General features: G+C 42.8%; 16 protein-coding genes. 11 read left to right on the top strand and 5 right to left on the bottom strand.

Annotation, left to right across the window (positions count from 1 at the left end; translation table 11 throughout):
* Positions 1-15 precede the first annotated feature (15 nt).
* Entirely contained in the window at positions 16-1,134 is a 1,119-nt protein-coding gene (locus SFC25_RS15400) for a response regulator (RefSeq protein WP_411216142.1), read from the bottom strand.
* Positions 1,135-1,352: 218 nt separating this feature from the next.
* On the opposite strand from SFC25_RS15400, the gene SFC25_RS15395 reads away from it, so the two are divergent.
* The 5 genes from SFC25_RS15395 to SFC25_RS15375 all read left to right on the top strand — a co-directional run bounded on the left by SFC25_RS15395 (position 1,353) and on the right by SFC25_RS15375 (position 15,564).
* The gene (locus SFC25_RS15395; RefSeq protein ID WP_411216141.1) at positions 1,353-9,773 is read left to right on the top strand and encodes a SpaA isopeptide-forming pilin-related protein; all 8,421 of its coding nucleotides are present in this window, start codon (positions 1,353-1,355) and stop codon (positions 9,771-9,773) included.
* A gap of 1 nt (position 9,774) precedes the next feature.
* Positions 9,775-10,362 (top strand): class D sortase, encoded by a 588-nt coding sequence (locus SFC25_RS15390; RefSeq protein ID WP_411216140.1) that lies wholly within the window; start codon positions 9,775-9,777, stop codon positions 10,360-10,362.
* Positions 10,363-10,823: 461 nt separating this feature from the next.
* Positions 10,824-12,881: a choice-of-anchor I family protein gene (locus SFC25_RS15385; RefSeq protein ID WP_411216139.1), complete on the top strand. Its 2,058-nt coding sequence runs from the start codon at positions 10,824-10,826 to the stop codon at positions 12,879-12,881.
* A 106-nt stretch (positions 12,882-12,987) separates the two neighbouring features.
* A complete protein-coding gene (locus SFC25_RS15380; protein WP_411216138.1) occupies positions 12,988-13,914 on the top strand; it encodes an AEC family transporter in 927 nt (308 codons plus the stop codon).
* A 354-nt stretch (positions 13,915-14,268) separates the two neighbouring features.
* Positions 14,269-15,564 (top strand): CitMHS family transporter, encoded by a 1,296-nt coding sequence (locus SFC25_RS15375; protein WP_411216137.1) that lies wholly within the window; start codon positions 14,269-14,271, stop codon positions 15,562-15,564.
* Positions 15,565-15,620: 56 nt separating this feature from the next.
* On the opposite strand, the gene SFC25_RS15370 is transcribed toward SFC25_RS15375, so the two are convergent.
* Together SFC25_RS15370 and SFC25_RS15365 are read right to left on the bottom strand one after the other, a co-directional pair.
* The gene (locus tag SFC25_RS15370; RefSeq protein WP_411216136.1) at positions 15,621-15,821 is read right to left on the bottom strand and encodes a DUF2536 family protein; all 201 of its coding nucleotides are present in this window, start codon (positions 15,819-15,821) and stop codon (positions 15,621-15,623) included.
* A 39-nt stretch (positions 15,822-15,860) separates the two neighbouring features.
* Complete coding sequence (locus tag SFC25_RS15365) at positions 15,861-16,742, bottom strand: GNAT family N-acetyltransferase (protein ID WP_411216135.1); 882 nt, start codon at positions 16,740-16,742, stop codon at positions 15,861-15,863.
* 163 nt (positions 16,743-16,905) lie between these two features.
* Here SFC25_RS15365 and SFC25_RS15360 point away from each other — a divergent pair, with 163 nt between their 5' ends.
* The 5 genes from SFC25_RS15360 to galE all read left to right on the top strand — a co-directional run bounded on the left by SFC25_RS15360 (position 16,906) and on the right by galE (position 24,091).
* A complete protein-coding gene (locus SFC25_RS15360) occupies positions 16,906-17,760 on the top strand; it encodes an ROK family protein (protein WP_411216134.1) in 855 nt (284 codons plus the stop codon).
* Positions 17,761-17,780: 20 nt separating this feature from the next.
* Positions 17,781-18,038 carry a YciI family protein gene (locus tag SFC25_RS15355; protein ID WP_411216133.1) on the top strand — a complete coding sequence of 86 codons (258 nt, stop codon included), beginning with the start codon at positions 17,781-17,783 and terminating at the stop codon, positions 18,036-18,038.
* Between the two features lie 120 nt (positions 18,039-18,158).
* A complete protein-coding gene (locus tag SFC25_RS15350) occupies positions 18,159-21,773 on the top strand; it encodes a CDP-glycerol glycerophosphotransferase family protein (RefSeq protein WP_411216132.1) in 3,615 nt (1,204 codons plus the stop codon).
* Between the two features lie 39 nt (positions 21,774-21,812).
* Complete coding sequence (locus SFC25_RS15345; protein WP_411216131.1) at positions 21,813-23,084, top strand: glycosyltransferase; 1,272 nt, start codon at positions 21,813-21,815, stop codon at positions 23,082-23,084.
* A 17-nt stretch (positions 23,085-23,101) separates the two neighbouring features.
* Positions 23,102-24,091 (top strand): UDP-glucose 4-epimerase GalE, encoded by a 990-nt coding sequence (gene galE / locus SFC25_RS15340; RefSeq protein WP_411216130.1) that lies wholly within the window; start codon positions 23,102-23,104, stop codon positions 24,089-24,091.
* Positions 24,092-24,103: 12 nt separating this feature from the next.
* Here galE and SFC25_RS15335 read toward each other — a convergent pair whose 3' ends face one another.
* Positions 24,104-24,622, bottom strand: coding sequence for a GNAT family N-acetyltransferase (locus SFC25_RS15335; protein WP_411216129.1), 519 nt, complete (start codon positions 24,620-24,622; stop codon positions 24,104-24,106).
* A gap of 114 nt (positions 24,623-24,736) precedes the next feature.
* On the opposite strand from SFC25_RS15335, the gene SFC25_RS15330 reads away from it, so the two are divergent.
* Positions 24,737-25,606 carry an SMP-30/gluconolactonase/LRE family protein gene (locus tag SFC25_RS15330; RefSeq protein ID WP_411216128.1) on the top strand — a complete coding sequence of 290 codons (870 nt, stop codon included), beginning with the start codon at positions 24,737-24,739 and terminating at the stop codon, positions 25,604-25,606.
* Positions 25,607-25,647: 41 nt separating this feature from the next.
* Here the strand turns inward: SFC25_RS15330 and SFC25_RS15325 are convergent, their stop codons facing one another.
* The gene (locus SFC25_RS15325; RefSeq protein ID WP_256366455.1) at positions 25,648-25,779 is read right to left on the bottom strand and encodes a hypothetical protein; all 132 of its coding nucleotides are present in this window, start codon (positions 25,777-25,779) and stop codon (positions 25,648-25,650) included.

The following is a 25,779-nucleotide window of genomic DNA, read 5'->3' as shown; positions in this document are numbered from 1 at the left end:
ATGTCCTCCTGCTTATCAAGCCTGCATATGCCGCTCTCTCCATGATGTATACCACGCCATCTGTTCCGCTTCCGGCGCGATAGCAAATTCTTCCTCCAGCATTTGCTTTAATCCCTCATACTGATTCACAACTTCACCTGATTCTCCTAACACATCATACACATGCATGAGGCGTATATAGCTATGTGCAATGTATGGGTAATCCGCTTGCATCCGCAAGTACAGGGAAACAGCATCTTCCAGTTTGTGCTGCTCCTCTAAGAATACCCCGACCTGTACAGCGGTTTTATACCAATTCTCCCGCAGCTGCCTCTGCTCTGATTCTGCCCAGGAGTAAGCTTCTGCAGAAAAATAATCCCCTTTATATTCTCGCAGCAGTCTTTGATAAGCGGATAAAGAATCTTCATTTAATACTGGCAGATGTGTGATTTCATTCCGCCATTCCCTAATATCCACTTCCGTGTCTCCCAGATGTAGCTGATAGCACTGATTAGCGCTGCTCAAAGACAGGCCGGGAAGCGATGCAGCCAATGTCTTCCGGATAACATAGATCGTGGAATACAGCTGCGTAAAAGCCTTCTCCGGCTCCTTATCTTCCCAGAACTCTTCAATCAGTACATCTTTGCGTATCGGCTTTCCTGCATGATGGAGCAGATAGCAAAACACTTCCTTCGCTTTTGATGTTCTCCACTGAACAGGCAATGTCTCACCATTCTGAAGGAATTGCAAAGTTGGCATGCAATTGATACGAACAGGTGCATTCGAATCATTTTTCTGCACCTCTGTATTTAGTCGTTGGATCGTTTTTCTTAATCTATCCTTTTGAATCGGCTTCACAATATAGTCCAAGGCATTCAGTTCAAATGCTTGAACGGCATATTCCTGAAAACCAGTCACAAATACAATTGGCACATTCGGATTTTCTTCCTGTATGGCAGCAGCCAGTTCAACACCATTCACAGAGCCTATTTTTATATCCAGGAACAGCAACTCCGGTTTCTTCTCCTTAATTCTATCCATCAATCCCCGGGATGTTTGATAAGCACCGACAATCTTAAAGTCTCCAATGCTATGTAATTGTGTTTCGAGAAATTGCAGCGCTAACGGCTCATCGTCTACGAGCATTACTTTCATACTATAGCCTCCTGCACAACGTCTTCTAGCTAGTATTATAACAATCTGATGTGGAAAATCAGCCTGTATTTGGAAGATTTTTTGCCTTTCGACAATATTTGCAGGTCTTTTATCACTTCTTTTTGGATAAAATGTACAGTTTTTGTTCAGAATCCTTTGCTAATGTGAGGAAGTCTGGGCAGATACCCGATAAAAAAATTGTAGAGGAGTACGAGAGAGTGATAAGAAAGATTCCTGTAATGCTGCTTATTACCATCCTGCTTATGCAAACTGTGTTATCCGGTGCACTTGGAACAGCGCAAGTATTTGCAGAAGGAACGGATTCGGAAGCTTTTGAGGCGGTAATCGACGTAACTGATGGGGAAGACAATGCTATCAGTTCAGATAATCGTTTGGACAGAGACGCACAGCTGAAACTGAAAGTGAATTGGAACAAAAACCAGCACACATCAGATCATACATACACGATTACACTACCAGAACAACTTGACTTTACAGAAATTGAATCAACAACTCTGTTTAATGCAGAAGAAGCTGAAGTCGGAAAATATGAACTGAAAGATGGGGTATTATCTTTCCAATATACGAATGAAGAGCAAGAGCCTGCAAGCGGTGAGCTGGAGGTAACAGCGCAGGTTGTCGAGAACCTCCAGGCTAGCGAGGAACAAGAGATCAACTTAACATTTCATGTGGAAAATAAAGAACAGGTAGTTCCGCTATTTTTGAATCCAGCAGCTGAGAAAGAAACGCTGCCGGAAGAAAAGCCCGCAGAGGAACAACAAGGAGATGAATCTCCAGCTGAACCAGTAAAAGAAGAGGAGCAGCCTGTTGAAGAAGAAAAAGCAGCGGAAGAATCTGCAGCTGATAAGAATGAGGAAACAGATGAGCCTGTAAAAGAAGAAGCTGAGGCAGAAGAAACAGATCAAGAGCAAGCAGAAGACAATGCCGAAGTGAAACAGGCAGACAACGAAATTACAGCAGAAGATCGCCTTACAGGTGAAATAGAAGAAAATATCATTTCAAACATTGTATTAAGAGACAAAGATGGGAATATCATCGATGCCAGCGAGAATCCGGAAAATCAACCTGCATTAGGGGATGAAGTATCGATTGATATGCAGTGGGCACTGCAAAATGGTCATCGCTATGGAGAGGGCTCCACTTTCACTTTCTCGCTCCCGGATTATTTTGCAATCTACAATGATGTAGACGGACAGCTTGAGTTTGGGAATGAAAGCGTGGGAACGTACAAACTGAGCATGGATGGCACAGTTGTCATGACCTTCAATGACAATATCACCAAGTTATCCAATGTAAAAGGTACGTTGCATTTCTGGACAGAGCTGCATGAAAAAATTGAAGGAAGTATCGAACAGGAAATCATTTTTACTATCAAAGAAGAAGATGTGGCAGTCATCCCAATTAAATTCCAGCCGAAACCTGGAAATGCAATCGATAAATCAGGAAAGACGGATCGTGGTTATAATGCAAAAGAAATCACTTGGACAGTCGATTTCAACAAGCAGCTGAAGACTATCGAGGATGCTGTACTGAAAGACCCGCTGCAAGCCAATCAACAGCTGCAGCCTGATTCTATAAGGGTGTATAAGCTGGATGTTCAGCTTGATGGCAGCGTAAGACAAGGGGAAGAGGTAAGTCCTTCCGCCTATACGGTGCAAGAGGAACCTTTCCAGATCAATTTCGGCCAGCTTACAGATGCTTACCGTGTGGAGTTCAAGACTGATATTACGGATGCTGAAGGTACGAGATATGAGAATACAGCATTCCTGACAGGTTCGAATACAGAAGAGTTGTCAGCAAAGGCTTCTGTCGGAGTCAGCCGAGGAAAGCCGCTTGCGAAACGCAGTATCGCTTATGATGCAGCGAAGCAAACAATCACATGGGAAATTCAATACAACTACAATGAAAAAAACATCCAGCAAAGAGATGCAGTATTGGAAGACTTGTTCGATGCTAGCCACATACTGATTCGTGACTCATTGAAAGTCGAAAAGATCACGATTGGGGAAAATGGACAGCAAGCAGGTGAAGAGCCGTATACGAACTATCGAGTGGAAGAACAGCCTGCTGCGGATGGAAAGCGCGGTTTCCAGCTTCAATTCAACGAAGATATCCAGAACGCTTTCAAAATTACGTACCAAACCAAAGCAGATGGACGTGTACTAGATGATGGCAGCATTAACAATACAGTAACCGCAGGGGAATCTGAGACAGGAGCGGATCGGGGAATCAGTCAGCAGGTACTTTCCAAAAGTGTCCCGAATGTGAACTACAAGGACAAAACGAGTAATTGGGTTATAGATTTCAACAAAGATTCCCATAAGATGACCAACGTTGTCATCACGGACACGTACCCGAACAAGGGACTCACAATGCGGGAAGATACATTCAAAATAGTTGATGCCAATGGCAATAAAGAGTTAGTCAGAGACAAAGATTACGAATTGCAAGTATCACCAGACGGATTTGTAGTGGAGTTCAAGAACATTATTGAAACACCGTATAAAATATCCTATACAACGGATTTTGATTATGACAGTTTAGGCAAACAGAAAATATTTAAAAATGATGTTCAGTTGGATTGGATAGATGAATGGAAGAAAGAACAAACCAAAGAGGGTTCAGCCCAATTCTATCCGGATAATTACACAGTGAACAATGGTTTTAAAAATGGTTCCTATAATGCCGTAAGCAAAGAAATCACTTGGAACGTCGGTATCAACTACGATCTGAAGGACTTGAAGAATGTAGCTGTAACCGATTATATCCAAGGAAATCAGAATCTGGTAGAAGGTTCCTTGAAAGTGTATGACATGGAACTTTTAAGTTGGTGGAATGGCGTTGGTAAAGGTACAGAACCTCTAGTAGAAGGAAAAGATTACGTTGTGGAAGAAGTACCTGACAATGACAAAGGTGAACCAGGCTTTAGAGTGAAGATGACTGATAGCAGCAAACCGTATTGGATTGAGTACAAAACAAGCTTGGCTGGTGAATTGATTGTCAATCGTTACGATAATACTGCTACGTTAACTAGTGATGGTCTGGATCCAATAAACTTGAATGCACAGGTTTCCGTTGCAAATGGCGGCAGCTATAACGTAAAAGATGGCTCCCAAAATGGCAATGTGATCAATTGGAAGATCGACATTAATAAAGGACAATCACATGTATCGAAAGCGAAAGTGACAGATGAACAGCAAGCAAACCAAATCCTTTTAGAAGACAGCTTCAAGCTATATGAAACGAATGTCGCGCAAAATGGCGGTCTTTCAAAAGGAGAAGAAGTATCGAAAGAGGCTTATAAGCTCGATATCAGGACAGCTGACGATGGCAGCCAAACGTTTGAATTATCCTTCCTGGATGATATTGATCGTGCATATATCCTGGAATACCAATCGTATATCAATGCAGCAAACGGCGAGTCGGTCAGCAACAAAGCAACCTTCTCCGGTGAAAATATCACAACGGAAACAGTCGAATCAGGCAAGACAATTATTGTCCGCAAAAGCGGGGGCAGTGGTACTGGTTCGGGAGAATACGGCAGCCTGGAAGTGTCCAAAGTGGATGTAGCTACAGGCGATCCATTAGCTGGTGCAACATTCACGTTGTACGACAGTGAAGGAAAGATCGCGATCCGGACTGTGACAACAGGCGAAGATGGAAAAGCGTTATTCAAGAATCTGCTGTATGACGATTATCTTCTGAAAGAAGATAAAGCACCAGCAGGCTATGTGGTCGGTATCCAGGATACAAAGAAAGTAACTGTGGATGGCGAATCACAAACGACTATTCAAAACAAAGAAATTACACGAGATGTGGAACTGACGAAATATGATAGCGAAACGAGAGAAACACTTCAAGGAGCAGTTTTTGCATTGGAGCAGCAAGTGGATGGAGAATGGAAACAAATCCAGGAGAACCTGACTACTGGTGAAGATGGAACAGTTTCCGTTACAGATTTGGATGCTGGCAGCTACCGTTTCATTGAGACACAGGCACCGGATTTATACGATTTGAATAAGGATCCTGTTTACTTTGAAATTAAAGCGGACCAGACAACTGTAACGACTGTCACAAAAGATAATGCAGTCAAAAAAGGCAGCGTGAAAATGCAGAAGACCGATGAAGCAGGCAACCCGCTTCAAGGTGCAGTCTTCGCGTTGAAAGACAGTACAGGAAAAGTAGTGAAAGATGGACTCACAAGTGATGAAAATGGTTTGGTGGAAGTAAAGGATTTGCGACCAGGCAAATATGAAATCGTCGAAACGAAAGCACCGGAATTTTACCAGCTGGACGCAGCAGTGCATGAGTTTGAAATCAATCCAGCTAAACAGGCTGAAATTGATCTTGGTAAAATCAAAAATAAGCTAGTCACTGGTGCTATTCAACTGACAAAGGTTGATAGGGACCAGAAAGAGACATTACTTGCAGGAGCTGTGTTTGAACTCCAAACAGCGGATGGCAAGACGCTAAGAGAAGGTCTGACAACAAATGAAGCTGGTGTGCTCGTTATCGATCAGCTTGCACCTGGTGACTATCAGCTTATCGAAACAATAGCTCCAAAGGATTATCAGCTTGATCAGACACCAATAGCCTTCACAATCGAGAAAAGCAATGAAGCAACGATTCAGGTAGAGCGTGAAATGAGCAACAAGCTTTTGCCAGGAGAAGTAATTTTGACAAAAGTAGATGATAGAGATAATTCCCTTCTAGCCGATGCAGAGTTTTCGCTTTATAAAGAAAATGGAGAGCTCATCCAGGAAGGATTAAAAACTGATGCAAAAGGAAAGATTACTGTTTCCGATTTGCAGCCAGGCAGCTATTATTTCCAAGAAACAAAAGCACCGGTGAATTATGAGCTGAATGGCGAAAAGCTACGATTCACAATCGAGCGCAGTCAAGTGGAAGCAGCTCAGGTCAGAGCGGAGAATACACTTACACCAGGAGCAGTTTCCTTGGTTAAGGTAGACGAAGATGATCAGAATCTCCGATTGGCAGGTGCAGTCTATGACTTGCAGGACGCTAATAGCGAGATTGTGAAAGAAAATCTTGTCACGAACGAAGAAGGCAGAATTGTCGTCGAAGATCTTGCACCGGGAACATACTACTTCGTGGAGACGAAAGCACCTGAGCATTATCAACTGGACGACACACCAATTGAAGTGAAAGTAGAAAAAGGGCAGCAAGAAGCAGCTGTCGTAACTGCTTCGAATACGCTTATCCCAGGAAGTGTTGTACTGGAGAAGATGGATAGTGCCGATCACAGCATCACGCTGGAAGGTGCTGCCTTCAAGCTTTTGAACAGCAAGGGCGATGTGGTGGAAGAAAGATTGGTTACGGATAAAGATGGACGCATAACTGTTAACAACTTGAAGCCGGGTAAATACCAATTCATTGAAACCGAAGCACCAAAGGATTACGAGCTTGACGCAGAGCCAATTACATTCACTGTGGAAAAGAGCCAAAAAGAAGCGCTTGTTGTACAGCAGACAAATACGCTGAAGCCAGGGGAAGTCGAACTGACGAAGGTCAATAAACACGATACAGATGAAACCCTAGCTGGTGCGGAATATGCTCTGAAAGATGCGTCAGGAAATGTTGTGAAAGAAAATCTAGTTACTGATGCAAACGGCAAAATTGCTGTAACTGGTCTAGCGCCAGGAACATATCAATTTGTCGAAGTGAAAGCGCCAGAGCACTTTGTTTTGGATGCAACGCCGATCACATTTGAAATCGAACGCAGCCAGGAGAAGTCAGTATCCGTAACAGCTGTCAATGAACTGAAAAGAGGCGCTGTCGAGATCACGAAAGTCGGCGAAGATAATTTGGATAAAGGGTTGGAAAGTGCAGAATACGAGCTTCGGACAAAAGCTGGAGACATCGTTGCAACAGGCAAAACAGATGAGACAGGAAAGGTCCAATTCAAAGATCTGCTTCCTGGCGATTATGAGATTGTCGAAACAAAAGCGCCATTAGGTTATGACTTGAATAGTGCTCCGATCCCTGTAACGGTAGAGCGGAGCCAAAAACAGCTGCTTGCCGAACAGCAAGTGGACGAATTGACGACAGGCTCTGTTTTATTGAAGAAAGTGGACAGCAAAGAGAGTACGATCGGTCTTGCCGGAGCTGTGTTCAAATTGCAGGATGAAACAGGTAAGACAATTAGAGAAGGCTTAACAACCGACGAAAACGGAGAACTTTCCATCACAGATTTAAAACCGGGTGACTATCAGCTGATCGAAACGCAAGCACCGGTGGATTATAAGTTAGACGACACACCAATCATCTTTACAATCGAAAAAGGACAGCAAGTCATCCCGACAGTAGAAGTTGATAATACACTTACGCCTGGTGCAGTATCGTTGATCAAAGTGGATAAAGATAATGAAAATGTGCCGCTTCAAGGAGCAGAGTATAAGCTAGTTGATGAAGCTGGTACAACTGTCCAGGAAAACTTGGTGACTGATCAGGATGGACGAATCATTGTTGCAGATCTTGCACCTGGCAAGTATCAATTCATTGAAACGCAAGCACCGGAAAACTATGTGCTGGATGCAACACCGATTGATGTAGAAGTGACACGCAGTCAGAAGGAAGCGGCTATAGTCTATGCAGAAAACGAGCTGATTCCTGGAAGTGTTGTGTTAGAAAAGAAAGACAACGTAGATGAATCTATTACACTGGCCGATGCAGAATTCAAGCTGGTGGACAGCAAAGGCAACGTTGTCGCAGAGAAACTGAAGACAGATGAAAACGGCAGAATCGTCGTGGAAAATCTCAAACCTGGTGCATACCAGTTCATTGAAACAAAAGCACCAGCAGATTATGTACTTGATGACAGACCGATAGACTTCAAGATCGCGAAGAGCCAGAAAGAGCCATTACTCATTACAGCAAAGAATACACTCATCCCTGGCGGAGTGGAATTGACGAAAGTCAACGCGCACGACAATAGCGAAAAACTTGCGGGAGCTGTATTTGACCTGCAAGATCAGGATGGTAATGTCATCGAAGAGAATTTGACTACAGATGAAGCGGGTAAAATCGCGATCGACGGTCTGGCACCAGGAAGCTATCAATTTGTTGAGACAGAAGCACCGGCTGACTTCCTGACAGATAGCACACCGATTACGTTCACAGTCGAAAGAAGTCAGACGGAAAAAGTAACAGTCACAGCGGAGAATGACCTGATAAAAGGATCGCTGGAAATCCATAAAGTGGACAGTGGCGATGAAACAGTCGGATTAGAGGGTGCATCATTCGACCTGTTGACAGCTGCTGGAGAAAAGATAGCTTCCGGTAAGACGGACAAAGAAGGAAAGCTGCAATTTAGTGATCTAGTTCCTGGTGATTATATTATCAAGGAAACAGAAGCGCCATTCGGCTATGACTTGGATCCGACACCGAAACAGGTGACAATTGAACGCAGCCAGCAAGAAACTGCTGTCATTCAGCTGGAAAATGAACTTTCAACAGGTGCAGTTCATCTGCATAAGGTCGACAGTGTTGATAATAAGGTAGGGTTAGCAGGAGCGGAATTCCGTCTGCTGGATAGCAAAGGGGAAACGTTGCAGGACGGTTTGACAACGAATAGTGACGGACTGTTATCAATTGCAGATTTGAAGCCGGGCGACTATCAGCTGGTGGAAACAAAAGCACCGGAAAACTATGTACTTGATGTAACACCAATAACCTTCACAATTGAAAAAGGACAGGAAACACCACTGGCAGTCACAGCGGCAAATACACTTCAGCCGGGCATTGTGTCGCTTATCAAAGTGGATAAAGATAATCCAGAGATTCACCTGGCAAATGCGGAATTCCAATTGCTTGATAATCAAGGGAATATCGTGAAAGAAAGGTTGCTAACCGACAGCGAAGGACGTATCATTGTTGAGGATTTGGCACCAGGTTCTTACACATTCGTCGAGACGAAGGCACCTGTCGGGTATGAATTGGATGCTGCACCTATCGAAGTGACGGTAGAAAAAGGTCAAAAAGAAGCTGCAGTTGTGACAGCAGTGAATGAACTGACGACAGGATCAGCTGTATTGGAGAAAGTGGATACAGATGACCGTACTGTGAAACTAGAAGGTGCTGTTTTCAAACTAGTAAATGACAGAGGCGAAACAATCCAAGAAGACCTTGTTACAGACGGAGAAGGTCACATCACTATGAATGATCTGAAGCCAGGAAACTATCAATTCGTTGAAACAAAGGCGCCGCCTGGATATCAGTTAGACGATAAACCAATTGCGTTTACAGTTGATAAAGCGCAAGTGGAAGCAGTAGTTGTTACGGTGACAAATACACGCGAACAAACACCAGAGAATCCTGAGGAACCAGAGGAGCCTAACACGCCGGAGCAGCCAGCAAATAGTGGAACTCCAAATGACTCCGATAAAGATCCTGCTCCAGGAAACACTACTGTTCCTGCGTCAGGTGACGGAACAGCAAAACCAGCGACTAATAACCAGAATGGACTGCCAGCAAGTTTGCCGCAGACTGGCGAGCAGCTTCTATCATGGATTTTGATGGCTGGTATCATTTCGTTCGGCGTTGGAGGATTATTCATTTGGAACGCATTCCGAACACAGACGGACAGAAAGAGGCAGTAGGATGAAAAAAGGAAAACTGATAGCAGGAGTTGTGTTTCTTTTGCTAGGAGTGGCGTTAGTTGCCACTCCCCTCACTATAGAAAGAATGCATGCCAAAGAAGTGAACGAATTAGAAAAGGCCTTCGCCAGTATAGAGGCCGGAGACGTACCGCAAGTCGGGGAAGAGAAGGATCATAAGTGGTCGGAGGAAGAGTTGGCTGAAATGATGAAGCTGGAAATTCCATCAATCGAATTGGAGCAATATGTGCTCAATGAGACAACAGATGAGAATTTAGCTGCAGCATTGACGCAAATCAAGACGAATCAGAATCCTGCTAAAGACAATTTCTCGATAGCAGGCCATCGCGGCTACCGCGGAGATCGTTTCTTCAGGCAGTTGCCTGATGTGAAGCCAGGAGCAGAAATTACTCTCCAGGATAAAGATGCAACCTATATATATGAAGTAAACAGTGTAAAGATTGTGGAGCCTGATGATATTGCGATCCTGGAAAATACAGATAACCCAGAGATTACATTAGTTACATGTACGCTCTCAGGAAAACAGCGAGTTGCTGTAACCGGTAAGTTGATAGAAGTCCAGAAGAGCTGATTATGTGATTGCCTCAGTATATCATTTACAACAACTTCATATGATTTTCGAGGAAACATCTAAAGACAAACCAGATCCAAACCGATAATGCTGATATAGAAGAGAATCTTACTGTTGCTGAAGAAAGGATGGACCAATGATCCTGAAAGAAAACGACTTTTTTGTTGGGTTATGGAATGCAATTCTGGTATCTGGATTGTTCTATGCTTGTCTATTGTCCTTGTACTTTCTGTTGTTCGGATAATACACGAGTGATAATTAAACATCAAAATACAGTATCTTTAAAGCGTTGGGGACGTTGAGGGATACGGTGAATGAAACCTTAGACTGCCACGTGATGGCAGTCTTCTTTTCTTTCCTGCAACATTACAAGAACTTCATATACTTTTAACAGGAACTTCACGGCCTTACGCTATGATGACTATCATACATATTCTAATGATAGAGTTGGGGTGGCGAAGGTGAAGAATTGGAAGAAGTGGACAGCAATGTCACTAGCGGCGGCTAGTTTAGCATTGCCAGCTGTCGGGCATGCAGAAGAGCTGAAGGTGTATAACAGAGATCCAGCACAGGCACTTCAAGTAGAACAGATTGGCCGTTATAACAGCGGCAGCGGAATTGGGGAAGGCGGTACGGAGATTGTAGCGTACGATGCTCATACAAAACGTGCCTTTTCCGTGAACGGTGCAGCTAGAGCATTGGATATTCTCGATTTAAATGGTTTGAAGGATGGGAATGGAGAGATCCCGCTTCTGAAACGGGTATCTTTGGAATCATTCGGGGTAAGTGCTTCCGATGTGACGAGTGTTGCCATCCATCCGGAAGGTAAATATATTGCAGTATCGGTACCCAGTGAAGTAAAGACAGATCCAGGTCACGTCGTACTGCTTGATACAGACGGCAATAATCTGGCAAGTGTGGAAGTAGGTGCTTTGCCGGATATGGTTACTTTCACACATGACGGCTCAAAGGTGCTTGTTGCTAATGAAGGAGAGCCTTCTGATGATTACACAATTAATCCGGAAGGTTCCGTCAGCATCATCAATATTGCGAATGGGCTGGATAAACTGACAGCTGAAACAGCTGCATTTACCGATGATATCGTCGATTCGGGCGTACGTAAAGTAAATCCAGATCCGGAAAATTCATCTTATGCGGAGAACTTGGAGCCGGAATACATAACAGTAGATAAAGATAATCGCTATGCGTATGTCGCCATCCAGGAAAGCAATGCGATTGCGAAGCTGGATTTGAATACAAACAGTTTTACTACAGTAAGGAGCTTGGGATATAAGGATTTCTCTAAGGCAGGAATAGAGCTTGATCCATCCAATAAGGATGACGGTATCCAGATCGGTAACTGGCCGGTGCTCAGCATGTACATGCCGGATGGAATGACAGCATTCCAATCAGGTGGTAAGACATATCTGATTACAGCCAATGAAGGCGATGCCCAGGACTGGGAAGGCTTTTCAGAGGAAGTGCGGGTTGCTGATCTGGCAGCTGAGGATGCTTATGCTTTGAATGCTGATTTATATGAAGGTTACACACAGGAACAGCTTGATCAGCTTGTGCAGGATGGTTTGTTTGAGGATGAACAGCTGGGCCGCTTGAACACAAGTATTGCAGCGCCGAAAAATGCTGACGGTAAATACGAAGCTGTCTATGGCTTCGGCGGGCGGAGCTTCTCGATCTGGGATGCGGATTCCCTGCAGCAGGTATACGATAGCGGTGCAGATTTTGAAAAAATAACAGCGGAAGCAGTTCCGGAATATTTCAATACGACAAACGACGAAGACAAGCTGGATAACCGCAGTGATGACAAAGGGCCGGAGCCGGAAACTGTTATTACGGGAGATGTAGATGGCAAAACGTATGCTTTCATCGGCTTGGAGCGGACTGGCGGCATCATGGCTTATGACGTGTCGAATCCAGCCAGCCCAGCATTCTCCACGTATTTTTCCAGCCGGAACTTCCAAGGTGATGAAGCCGCTGTGGATAGCGCAAGCGGTGATGTTGCACCGGAAGGATTGACTTACATTCCGGCAGATGAAAGTCCGACTGGACAAACACTGCTATTGGCGGCCCATGAAGTGTCAGGGACAATTGCTGCATACGCAATAGGTGAGAAAGCCGAAACTCAGCCAGAACCTGTTCCGGAAGAAGAAACAGAACAGCCGGTAACAGAACCAAATGAGCCGGAAGAGGAAGAACAAGAAGAGACAACTGCACCTGTAACTGAGGGAGAAACCTCAAATGAAGAAGAACAAAAGCAAGAGACAGAAGAAGCAGAAGAACAAACAAAGACGGTGACGGAAACTACGACAACAGAACCTGAGTCGAAGGAGCAGGGCAATACACCGATAACTGCTTCCGCTGCATCAGACGTTGATGATGCAGAAGGACAGCCATTGCCGAATACGAGCACGAATGTGTTTAATTGGCTGCTTGGAGGCATTGCACTTGTTGCTGCCGGTGTCATTTTCTTTGGGATAAACAAGCTGCGCAAACGCGCATGATGGAAGCAGCCACGCATAGTGGCTGCTTTTTTGACTGCTTCCTATAGAGTTTTGATAAAGGTAGGAGTATAATACCCATGTATTCGCTTACAAAAGGAGGGAGCACATGGCTGTATTATCATTGATTTTCTTGGAAGTTATTGCGCCTTTATTGATTCTTCTTGCTGTCGGCGTCATCCTGCAGCGAAAATTTTCATTACAGCTGGGCACCTTGTCCAAGCTGCTGACGTATTGCTTCCTGCCTGTGAACGGTTTTATCAATATGTATCAAAGCAGTATGCCGCTTTCTGTATTTGGCCAGATCATTTTATTCCTGCTGCTGTTCACCGTATTTTCCATCAGCTTTACGGAGATCACGAGCAGACTGTTCAAGCTCGATAGGGGAGTGGCGGCCACCTATAAAAATAGCGTGGTGCTTATGAACTCAGGGAATTACGGTATTCCTGTCAGTCAGCTCGTTTTCCAGTCTAATCCGCTCGGTGTATCCATTCAGCTGATTGTCATGGTGTATCAGAATCTGCTCACCTTTACATACGGACTTTATAATATGGTGAGTGTCAAAAGCCAGGGGAATGCTATATTGAAGGAACTTCTCCGGCTGCCGATGATTTATGCCATTATACTAGGTGTTCTATGTGCATCACTCCATGTGGACATTCCGACTGTTCTTTGGAATCCGATTACGTCAATTGCCGATGCCTTCCTTGCTGTCGCTTTGATCACACTAGGTGCTCAAGTAGCGCAGATCCAGCTGAAGCGCCCGCATGTTGTGCTATATCTAAGTACGATAGCCCGCCTGCTGATCGGACCGGCTGCAGCCTTAGGTATCATTTTCCTGCTTGGTTTGGACGGAACTGTCGCGCAGTCATTGTTCATTGCCAGCTCATTCCCGACTTCCAGGAACAGTTCGATATTTGCTCTGGAGTACAACAACAATCCAGATTTAGCAGCGCAGACTGTTCTTGTAACGACAATTTTGAGCAGCATTACCGTCACAATCGTTGTGTATGCAGCCGGTATTCTGTTTGGATAGGGCATATATTTTAATAGAAGCAGCTAAAAGTTATAGCTTGCAAGATGCAATAGGTTTATTAAAAATGGAAATCCGAAGCGGAGATATAGTATAACCTAATCATAATTTATGTGTTATACGGTATAAGGGTTTATGTGCGTTTATAACGATATAAACATAGGTTATATTGCCTGATTTTAAGTGGGAAAAGCTGTTATAGAGCCAATTCTGATTCTATGGCTACTTTTCTTACTTAAAAAAGTAACAAAACTGTTGAAATTATATTTGGAAGCGCATACAATAGTTGTAATATATTATTCAACGCTGCTTAGGATTTGGGGGAATTGTTTCAGGAGACGATGAGGGGGATTTAGCATGTTAGCAATAATGGGTTTCTTGATGGTCTTTCTATTCATGTATTTGATTATGACGAAGAAGCTATCTGCGCTCATTGCGCTGATGATCATCCCGGCTATATTTGCTGTTCTGACCGGGCATGCAGGTGACTTAGGGGAAATGTCCCTGCAAGGTATCACAGATTTGGCACCAACCGGAATCATGCTATTATTCGCGATTCTTTATTTTGGAATCATGATTGATGCAGGTTTATTCGATCCAGTCGTAGGCCGTATTTTGAAAGCGGTTAAAGGAGATCCGACGAAGATCGTCATGGGTACGGCTGCTCTTGCACTTGTCGTGTCCTTGGATGGAGATGGAACGACAAGCTATATGATCACTGTTTCCGCGTTCTTCCCGCTGTACCAGCGGTTGAAGATGAACCCGCTCATTTTGCCGGCCATCGCTGTTATGTGTGTTAGTTTGACGAACATGGTGCCATGGGGCGGACCAACAGCTCGTGCTGCAGCTGCGCTTAATGTTGACGTAGGTGATGTATTCGTTCCATTAATCCCAACTATGATCGGCGGGGCAATCTGGATATTCTTCACTGCCTTCATCATGGGACGCCGCGAAAAGAAACGTCTTGGTGTTGTTACATTTGATGATGCAGAACAGCGCATCTTGCAGCAGCAGGCGGCAACAGTCGATGCGTCACTGAAGCGTCCGAACCTATTATGGGTCAACTTCGCATTGACTGCGCTATTGATGTTCGGTCTGATCAAAGGCATCATGCCGCTGCCAGTATTGTTCATGCTTGCATTCGCTGTGGCTATCACAATCAACTATCCAAACTTGAAACAGCAGAAGGAACGGATCGCGGATCATGCTGGAAACGTACTAGCTGTTGTATCGCTAGTATTCGCAGCAGGTATTTTCACTGGTATCCTTTCTGGTACTGAAATGGTAGATGCGATGGCATCCAGCCTTATTAGCATCATTCCAGATTCATGGGGACCTGCTTTCAGTATCATCGTTGCGGTCACGAGTATTCCATTCACATTCTTTATGTCCAATGATGCCTATTACTTTGGTGTTGTACCGATTCTAGCGGAAGCAGCTGCCAACTACGGCTTCTCTGCAGCCGAGATTGCTCGTGCATCCCTGCTCGGACAGCCTGTCCACTTACTTAGCCCGCTCGTTCCGGCTACATACTTGCTTGTCGGAATGTCGAAGGTAGACTTCGGGGAATTCCAGAGATTCACCATCCTCTGGGCAACTGGAACAGCATTTGCTGTTATTGCAGTAGCGATTGTTACAGGGATTATATTCTAGGAATAAAAAAAATACCGTCCGTAATGGACGGTATTTTCAATTCTCATGACTTCCCATTATTTCGCTTTAAAATGCGCAACCGCACTATAAAACCGTCTGCCATTCTCATCTACATGCATGTTATGCGCTACATGATGAAGCTCGAGCAGAATCGCTTTGTTGTGCTGGATTTGTTCATTGATTTTCTTTTCTAATGTAGAAAAGTCATGTGCTTCGAAAAATTCGACCTTGTCTTTCAGCATTTCTAAATCTAGCATTGCTTTCTTTCCTTTCTATCACTGCTTTATCCCATTATATTATGCATGGGACAATTCGGGAAACTGGAAGTCCGCGGGCAGGAGTTCGGGTTTGTTTACGAAGAGCGTATCTCGTTCTGTGTGCGTGTGAGAGAGAGGCTCCAAGTCGGCAAATGTCGGCGTGAAATGGAAGATGACTTCCGATACACCTGGCTGCGCGACGTAATCTGCAATTTTCCTCCAGACAAGCCGTGTTTGGCTGATCACTTCATACAGATGCATGGTCTGCCCGATCTTTTTATAAAGCAAAAGTGCTGCTGGCTCCAATAATTCAATGATTTCTATTTCTGGATCATACAATGTATGGAAACCAAGAATATGCTGAGCATCTGACACGTCGAGAATATTGGACTGCGGCAAGCGTTTGCCATAACGATCAAGCAGCACAACCATGTCCTGCGGGTTAACAGCAGGCTTCAGCTTCCGATAATCCGAAACTGTATGTGGCTTGGAAGTTACCGGGATGGAAAACAACTTTTCCTGAACAGCAGTGAAGCCGAGTTTCTCGTAAAAGTTTTCCACTCCTGGACGAGAAAACAGATAGATCAAATCGTTGTCTGCTTCGTATTGCTGCATCACACGCTGCAGCAGCTGGGTAGCCAGTCCTTGGTTTTGGAAGCTTGGGTCGGTCATGACGGTGCCGATTTGAATCGCTTTTATTTTCTGTTGGTTGATATGTAACGTGAGTGCGCTTACAGAAACGTTCGCGACAATTTGTGTATCATCTGCAAATGCATGTGTATGATAACGGTCATTCCACAAGCCGCTTTTATATAATAATTCAAAATCAAAGCCGAATGTTTTTCTGGCTAATTTATTAAAACTTTTACGTAAATCCTGTTCATGCGCAAATGCAGTCACTGCTTGCAGAGCAGTCATCATGCATCCCCCCATTTCTGACAGACTAATCTCGTTTTTAAGATTATTAGATACATTTCAATATTTCTATTTTATAACAATTCCCGCATTTGTACAGTCCAGGGTAACTATTGACGCAGAAGGAGAAAAATCCCATAGTAGAATAAGAGAGACAAATGAGGTGATAATGATGCGATTTGGTGCAATTGAAGCAGGCGGTACAAAATTCGTCTGTGCTGTTGGTGACGAACATGGAAATGTGGAAGAACGAGCATCTTTCCCGACGACAAAACCGGAAGAAACGCTGCAGCTTGTATTTGGCTTCTTCCAAAATAAAAAGATCGAAACGCTAGGTGTGGGCGCATTCGGACCGGTTGATGTAAAAGAAGATAGTCCGTCTTACGGTACAATTGGCAACACACCAAAGCTGCAGTGGAAGGACTACCCGCTGCTGTCTGAACTTAAAAGCAGGCTAGGTGTGCCGGTCAAGCTGGATACCGATGTGAACGCAGCTGCTTTAGGGGAGTATATGCACGGAGCAGCAAAACATGCAGGCAGCTGCCTGTATATTACGGTTGGTACAGGTATTGGTGCTGGGGCGATTGTGAATGGCGAAACCTTACAGGGCTTTTCCCATCCGGAAATGGGTCACGTGCTAGTCCGCCGGAATACACATGATGCCTATCCTGGAAATTGCCCGTATCATAAAGACTGCTTGGAAGGGCTGGCAGCGGGGCCAGCTATTGAAGCTCGCTGGGGGGAGAAGGCACAAAAGCTTTACCATCAAGAAGCGGTATGGCAGATGGAAGCCCATTATTTGGCTCAAGCAATCATGAATTACACCTTGATTCTCAGTCCGGAGAAAATCGTCATGGGCGGCGGAGTCATGAAAAAAGAAGGACTTCATGACATGATCCAGCAGGAGCTGGAAACGCTCATGCAGCACTATGTCCCGCTGCCGGAAAATTATCTGGTTCCGCCAGGTCTCGAAGACAATGCAGGTATTGTCGGTGCACTCATGCTTGCCAAAACAGCAAAATAACACGCAAGGGGGAGATTTTAATGAAATACTTTGCAGCATATCTTAAAATGGAGAAACCAGAATTGAACCAGCAATACCGCCAGGCACATTTGGATTTTCTAGCTGATTTGGACGAAAAAGGATTCATTTTCGCCAGGGGGGCATTCGCTGATGGAGCAGGCGGCCTGGTCATCTATCAGGCAGAAGACGAGGCAGAGGCAAAAACGTTAGCTGAAAAGGATCCTTACTTTGTTCATGGTGTGCGCAGCCTGGATTTGCATGAATGGGACAAGAAATAATTATATATGTATCATAATTGTTAAATTTCCATTAACTTTTATTACTAAAACACCCCATTATCATGTATAATGGGGTGTTGTTTCTATATATATATTCTTATTAAGTAAGGAGAACTAGCTTTGAACAAAAAGGTACTCAGAAGAAGATTAAACTTTATTAAGGATCCTGTAATGAATTTCCTTAGAAAAGATAATCATCGTAGAGCAATTTTATATGCAAAGTACTTCGAAACGCTGGAAGTAAGAGATAATGTAGTTCTCTATGAAAGTAGAGATGGAAAAAGCTTAACTGATAGCCCATTTGCTATTTTCCAGTATTTACTTAACCATCCAGATTATCAGCATCTTACTCATATTTGGTCGGTTGAGAATCCGACAGTGTTGGAAAAAATAATCTCGCAATATGATCAATATAATAATGTGAAATTTGTAACAAGAAATACTAGAGAATATTTAAAATGTTTAGCTTCAGCGAAGTTTTTAGTAAACAATGCTACATTCCAATCCTTTTTTATACCGAAGGATAATCAAGTATATATCAATACATGGCATGGTACACCGCTTAAGAGCATGGGGTTTGATATTCCAGGAAATCCTGCACATTCCCAGAATGTTGTTCGTAATTTCCTGAGTGCTTCGTACCTGCTTAGTCCGAATGAGCATACTACAAAAATGTTTACTGATAGTTATAAGCTAAAAGGTTTATTTGAAGGAGAAATTATTCAAGAAGGATACCCTCGTATAGATCTTACTTATAACACTGATAGGGAAGAGTTCATTCGGTTGCTGAAGAGTACAGGTGTGAAGATTAATGGTCAAAAGCCGACTATTCTTTATGCTCCTACATGGAAAGGTACTACTATTTCCAGGGTTAACAATGATGTATATCAAATAATGGCTGATATGGCTTACTTAGAGAATCATATAGGTTATGCTTATAATCTTATGGTGAAGGTTCACCCATATTTATATGATGAAGCATTAAAAGTTCCAGAATTGAAGGATAGGCTAATCCCAGATTATATCGATACGAATCAAATGCTAAGCGTAACTGATATCCTACTTACTGATTATTCCAGTATCTTCTTTGATTTTATGGTGACTGATAAACCTATTCTCTTCTATATGTGGGATCAGGATGAATATTCTGTGGACAGAGGAAGATATCTTGATAATAGTGAATTGCCAGGGCCGACCTTACTTAATATAAGGGAAGTACTGAAAGCAATTAAAAATATAGATGAAGTAAGATCTGTTTATAAAGAAAATTACGAAGTTAATAAAGCGCGTTTTACAGCGTTTGACGATGGCGAAGTTACGAAGCGAATCGTCTCCTATATATTCAATGGAGCTCAAAGTTTGCAACCTATTAATGGATTGGATAAAGGAAAAGAAAAAATTCTGATTTATCCTGGTGGAATGATGAATAATGGGATAACATCTTCCTTTATAAATCTTTTGGATAACATCGATTACTCTAAGTATGATGTTAGTTGCTTTATGAAAACTCCACACTCCAAAGAAGCTCTGCAAAACATAGCGAAAGTCAATAAAAATGCCAGGATGCTATTTAAGCCAGGTGTGCCTGTCTATCGATTGGGAGAGGTATATCGTGACAAGCATATAAACAACCGCGGTATCAGAGGAAAACTAGAAAAGAAAATATATCCTGAACAAGCGTATAGACGAGAGCATAGAAGATTATTTGGTAAAACTCATTTTGATTATGTGATTGATTTCAGTGGTTATAGCCTGTACTGGGCTAAGTACTTGCTGCATTCAGATGCTAAACAGAAAATCGTCTATATGCATAATGACTTGCTATCTGAAAGCGAGAAAATCATTAACGGTAGAAGACCACATCGAGTAAATCTACGTGGTTTATTCAGTGCCTACCACCTGTTTGATAAACTGGTTAGTGTATCGAAAGGGACAATGGAACTGAATAGAAAAAACCTTTCTCAATATGCTGATGAGTCTAAATTCGACTATGTCATGAACTCTATCAATCCTGAAAAAATCCTTAAGATGAGTCAGGGGAATAATGATCATTCAGAACCTGATAATACAGAGCATGAGAATTCAATTGAAACTAGTAGGTTCAAATCACGTGCTCTCATCATTCAAGATGATAAATTTATCTGGAACAAACCTTTCATAGAAGGTGGAGATGCAAGTAAAGTCACACTTTCCGGTGAATTCTTCCAAAAAGAAGTCACAATTACACGAAAAGCAGTAGTCAATGAAAGCATATATTATAAATTCACTTTTGAGGACATCATTATAGGCTGGATGGAACAAGATGCATTTGAATTATTGCCTGATAGTATCATTTCCAAAGTCAAAGTAAATAAATTAGCTAAGCTAATGAAGACAAGAGGAAATGAAATATGGAGTAAACCATATAAAGTAGAAGGTATCATTAAGAAATCCACAAGTAATGACCTTAAAAATGTGACTGTTCAAATTGATTATGAAGCAAGAACTGAGCATGGAATGTACAGCAGGATTCGGATTAACAAGCATATTATCGGCTGGATAGATAGCCTTGCCCTCCGTGTTATCAAAGATTATGACTTGGATGAGAAATCCAAGGTTCGCAAGGTAAAGGACAAGGTTGACAAAAGAGTTCATGTTTTAATCGATCAAAGAAAAAATAAAAAAGTGTACAAAAATCTGCCTAACCGAACAAAACAGGAGCAAAATGTCCGCTTTATGGCAGAGATAGTTAAGCCGGAAGATCACGTGATCTGGAGTAAGGCTTATCCGAATATGGGCACAAAAATTATAGGGGATGCATCGGATTATGTCGGGTCCCTTGTTACTGTGACAAAGGTTCACCGTACACGCAAAGGTAGGTACTATCTATTTTCTCTGAATAATAAAAAGGTAGGCTGGCTTGATGCCCGGGCCTTTGAGAAAGTAAGAAGACCAATTATAATGAAGAAAAAACAAGTTCTCCGTAAAGCCAAGATAGAATTAATGGATAAAGAACTTAGATATGTGATGGAATATGATGTGGATGGTGGCAACTCCATCAAATTAGCTGAGGATTTCAATGGTAAGACAGTCTCTATTGTGGAAGAAATAACAACGCAAAAAGGAACTTTTTGTAAGTTCATCTATGGAAATGCTATTCTTGGATGGTTGAACAAAAACTCATTCATCATCGAGGAAACTCTCGGAATTGAATCAAAAGATAATTTTGTAATGAATCCTTCACCTGATTATACGAATTTCGTTAATATGGGTCGTTTCTCTCCTGAGAAAGGTCAGGATAACTTGATCAAGGCATTTGCAGTATATCTGGAAACCAACCCAAATAGTAGATTGTACATCCTTGGAGATGGTATCCTACGTAATGAACTAGAAGCTTTAATTGAAGAACTTGGAGTAGGCGACTCTGTATTTTTAACAGGTCAAATGGACAATCCATTCCAGCTTATGAAACAGTGTGATTGCTTTGTATTATCTTCTCATTATGAAGGACAGCCAATGGTACTGCTTGAAGCTATGACGTTAGGAATGAAGATCCTTGCTACAGATATTGTTGCTAACAGAACCGTACTAGAAGATGGACGCTACGGCATACTAGTTGAGGACAGTGTCGAAGGATTGATTGATGGTTTCCACAAAGTTACAGATGAAAATGAGAACCAGGTACAACCGTTTGATTATGAAGAATACAATAAAAAAGCAATGGATACTTTCTATTCGGCTTTCAAAAATAGCTAAGGCATCATGCCTTAGCTATTTGTTTAGGAGGGAAGAATATTGATTTCAGTAATCATACCTGCTTTTAATGTGGAAGCATATATTAAAGATGCAATAGAATCGGTTCAGAACCAAAGCCATAATGAGGTAGAGATAATAGTAGTTGATGACTGCTCCACAGACAGAACAAGCGAAATTGTAAATGGCTTGGCTAGAATGTATAGCAATGTAATTAAATGTCAAACAACAGGACGATTGGGTCCCGGAGGAGCAAGAAATCTTGGTATTCAGCATTCTAGTGGGGAGTATCTTTTCTTTTTAGATGGAGATGACGTACTACCCAATGATGCCCTTTACAGGCTTTCTAGTAAACAGAACGAAACTGGGGCAGATATTGTAATAGGTAATGTTATAAAATATAATGAAAGAGAAGAGTTCGATTCTAATCTCCATAAAAAAATAAAGTGGGATTGCACCGACGGGACCACGCATATATCAAAGCGACCAGACTTATTCTTTGATAGCACAGTAACAAATAAACTGTATAAAAAGAAGTTCATCTTAGACAATGAACTATCATTTCCAGAATCCATTAGCTATGAGGATATTATTTATTCTTTAAAAGCTCATGTTCTGGCCGGGGAAGTTGCTCTAGTTGATTCAGTAGTTTACAAATGGAGAAATCGAGATGATGCCTATAATCCATCTATTACACAGTCTCGCAGTGGAATAGAGAATTTTACTGATCGTATGCAAATTCTAAATAAATGCTTTGAGTTTTTAGTAGAACGTTCTGATTTTGAATCTGTACAAAGATATTGGCATTTTAAAGTATTAACAGTAGATTTCTTTTTGTATCTCAAAGAATTCAAGCATTTAAATAGTCAGTATCAAGACATATTGTATGATAAGATACACTCTTATTTGCTAAGGCTTCCTAACAAAGTATTATCTAGAATCCCGTTAAAAACCAGATTATTATATCAAGCGATTCTAGCTGATGATAGAGAGGAATTAAAACTTCTTTTAGAGTTATTGTGGAGTAGGAACCAGAAGGTATCTACTGAAAATGTTAAAACATATGACATGGTCTACAACACATCAAGTGATTGGAATGCCAAGTTAGCCTATCCATATAATCATGTATTATGGACTCAGCCATATAATAGTTATGGATGTGAAAAAGTAGGAAAGGCTTCTGCCTACATCAATGCGTCAGTAAATGTAAAAGAAGAAGCTGCAACAATGCATGGTTCCTATTGTAAAATATATAAGGATGATAAGGAACTAGGTTGGGTTGATGCTAGGGCGCTGGAAGTTAAATTTAATTAGAATGGGGAAATGATGAAATGAAAGTACTAGTCACAGGCGGTGCAGGCTACATCGGTTCACACGCTGTAGCGACACTGATTGAACGCGGTTTTGAAACGGTTATCGTTGATAATATAAACACTGGCCATTTGGCAGCAGTAAACAAGGATGCGGTCTTCTATGAGGGAGATCTTCGTGACGCTGCATTCCTGGATGATGTATTCACGAAGGAAAAAGTAGATGCAGTCGTCCACTTTGCGGCAAGCTCACTTGTTGGGGAATCTGTTGAGGATCCGTTGAAATACTTCGGAAACAATGTGTACGGCATGCAGGTACTGCTTGAGACAATGCGCAAGCATGAAGTGAAGAAAATCGTCTTCTCTTCCACAGCAGCAACTTATGGCGACACAAATGTTGTGCCACTGACGGAGGACTTGGACACAAATCCAGAAAGTCCTTATGGTGAGTCCAAGCTGATGATGGAAAAAATGATGAAATGGTGTGACGGAGCGTACGGTATTAAATTCGTCTCACTGCGCTACTTCAATGTCGGGGGAGCACATCCTAGTGGTCAGATTGGTGAGGATCATCGCCCGGAAAGCCATCTGATTCCTATCATCCTCCAGACAGCACTTGGACAGCGTGAACATATCAGCATCTTCGGTGACGATTATCCGACTGAAGATGGAACATGCATCCGCGACTACATCCATGTTGTCGATTTGATCGATGCCCATTTGCTGGCATTAGAGTACTTGGATAAAGGCGGTCAGAGTGATGTCTTCAACCTCGGCTCGAGCCAAGGCTTCTCTGTAAAAGAGATGATCGATGTTGCTCGCGAAGTGACAGGAAAAGAAATCCCGGCTGTAGTCGGTCCGCGCCGTGCTGGTGATCCAGCTGTCTTAATCGCAAGCTCTGCGAAGGCAAAAGAAGTGCTTGGCTGGAACCCATCACGTACAGATATGAAAGATATTATCGGTGATGCGTGGAGATGGCATCAGAACCGTCCGAACGGTTATGATGCTTAAGTACGTCCCCTCCTAATTAGGAGGGGTTTTTTCTTTGCTATAAACAAGTACTTCTTTATTGTGTCGCTCAATTGTTTTCCAAATATGCATCCCTAGCTTCTCCGCAACTCTGCATGAGGCTATATTATCTGGGTAGATCAAGGCTATGATTCTATCTTCATTCAATTGTTTCAATGCAATGTCTCGGATTGCGGCTGCAGCTTCCGTTGCAAAGCCTTTTCCCCAATAAGCAGGAGCAATCCAATAACCCACCTCAAGCTCCGTAGCCCCATCAACCTCCTGCGGAACAAGCCCGGCATGTCCAATAGGTTCTCCGCTTGCTTTCTCCACAAGTACCTGCAATCCGTAGCGCTGGTCTTCTTTCATTTGGGACAGATTCCAATTAAAAAACAAGCGTGCGCCTTCCTTGGTTCTTGGTATGCCGTTTCCGATATAGCGGACTACTCGCGGGTCGCTGACCAAGCTTTCCAAAAAAGGCAGATCCTCATTTGTGTAAGGTCGTATGAGCAGGCGTTCTGTTTCGAACATCATTTTCCCTCCTTTTCTTCAATAGGATGCTTAGTTGACAGGAAATCAGGTAATAAGTAATCCATACAGTGGTATTATTACTATAGCAGGATATATATACATAAAGGAGTGGAGAACATGGCAGAAGCGAAATTATTTATAGATGCGAAACAGAGCTTGGCTGAAGGTCCTTTTTGGCGGGAAGAGACGGAGGAATTGTATTGGGTTGATATTAATGGAAAATCAATTCATGTGTACAATACAAAGAAAGAAGAGCACCGGGAGATTCCGGTCGACCAAAAAATTGGAGCAGTCATTCTGAAAAAGGATGGCGGTCTTATTATGGCGATGGAGGAAGGCATCTATGAGACGGATAGCGATCTGAAAGCGAAGGTTCTGCTCCACAGTCCGGAAACCGACAGACCTTCGAACCGCTTCAATGATGGAAAAGCTGATCCTTACGGCAGGCTTTGGGCAGGAACGATGCCAGAGAAAGGCAGCGGCTATAAAGGAGCCTTTTACCGGATGGAAGTGGATCAAACGCTGACACGTATCATCGATGGTATCGGCAACTCCAATGGACTTGCCTGGAGCCCGGATCATAAGTATTTCTACTATATTGATACACCGACTGGCGAGGTACAATGTTTTGATTACGATGGAGAGAAGGGCGAAATCAGCAATCCACGCACCGTTGTTTCTTTCAAAGACGGTAAACCGGATGGTATGACAATCGATGAAGAAGGAAAACTGTGGATCGCCCACTATGGAGGATCTAAAGTATCCCGATGGAACCCGGAAACAGGTGAGCGTCTCAAGGACGTTCATTTGCCAGTCAGCCAAGTAACCAGCTGTACTTTCGGTGGTCCTGACCGGAAGACATTGTTTATTACAACAGCAAGGCAGAGCCTGACGGAAGAGGATCTGGAGAAAGAGCCTCTTGCTGGCGGTATCTTTGTATATGAGACAGATGTAGTAGGAGCCCCTAGCTATCGATATGGAAAATGAGAAAAGCCCGGCTAAGGCCGGGCTTTTTGCTTTTTTAAGTATTAGAAGTCCGTGTACTTGATGGCGTTAGGTAGGTGTCCTTTTTCAATTGCACTATCACTAAAGGAATAGCCTGCAATGCTGCTTAGGATTGTAGCAAGTACTAGAAATCCAACGATTCTTTTCTTTGTCAT

Source organism: Terribacillus saccharophilus, assembly GCF_046592595.1.
GTDB lineage: Bacteria > Bacillota > Bacilli > Bacillales > Amphibacillaceae > Terribacillus > Terribacillus saccharophilus_C.
The sequence above is the reverse complement of the archived record's forward strand: the minus strand, read 5'-3'. Positions and strand labels throughout refer to the sequence as shown.

What these genes read in the sequence shown, in the direction of transcription:
- SFC25_RS15400 (WP_411216142.1), bottom strand. Translation starts at nt 1,134, where the DNA reads ATGAAAGTAATGCTCGTAGACGATGAGCCGTTAGCGCTGCAATTTCTC.
- SFC25_RS15390 (WP_411216140.1), top strand. Translation starts at nt 9,775, where the DNA reads ATGAAAAAAGGAAAACTGATAGCAGGAGTTGTGTTTCTTTTGCTAGGA.
- SFC25_RS15380 (WP_411216138.1), top strand. Translation starts at nt 12,988, where the DNA reads ATGGCTGTATTATCATTGATTTTCTTGGAAGTTATTGCGCCTTTATTG.
- SFC25_RS15375 (WP_411216137.1), top strand. Translation starts at nt 14,269, where the DNA reads ATGTTAGCAATAATGGGTTTCTTGATGGTCTTTCTATTCATGTATTTG.
- SFC25_RS15370 (WP_411216136.1), bottom strand. Translation starts at nt 15,821, where the DNA reads ATGCTAGATTTAGAAATGCTGAAAGACAAGGTCGAATTTTTCGAAGCA.
- SFC25_RS15365 (WP_411216135.1), bottom strand. Translation starts at nt 16,742, where the DNA reads ATGATGACTGCTCTGCAAGCAGTGACTGCATTTGCGCATGAACAGGAT.
- SFC25_RS15360 (WP_411216134.1), top strand. Translation starts at nt 16,906, where the DNA reads ATGATGCGATTTGGTGCAATTGAAGCAGGCGGTACAAAATTCGTCTGT.
- SFC25_RS15355 (WP_411216133.1), top strand. Translation starts at nt 17,781, where the DNA reads ATGAAATACTTTGCAGCATATCTTAAAATGGAGAAACCAGAATTGAAC.
- galE (WP_411216130.1), top strand. Translation starts at nt 23,102, where the DNA reads ATGAAAGTACTAGTCACAGGCGGTGCAGGCTACATCGGTTCACACGCT.
- SFC25_RS15335 (WP_411216129.1), bottom strand. Translation starts at nt 24,622, where the DNA reads ATGATGTTCGAAACAGAACGCCTGCTCATACGACCTTACACAAATGAG.
- SFC25_RS15330 (WP_411216128.1), top strand. Translation starts at nt 24,737, where the DNA reads ATGGCAGAAGCGAAATTATTTATAGATGCGAAACAGAGCTTGGCTGAA.
- SFC25_RS15325 (WP_256366455.1), bottom strand. Translation starts at nt 25,779, where the DNA reads ATGACAAAGAAAAGAATCGTTGGATTTCTAGTACTTGCTACAATCCTA.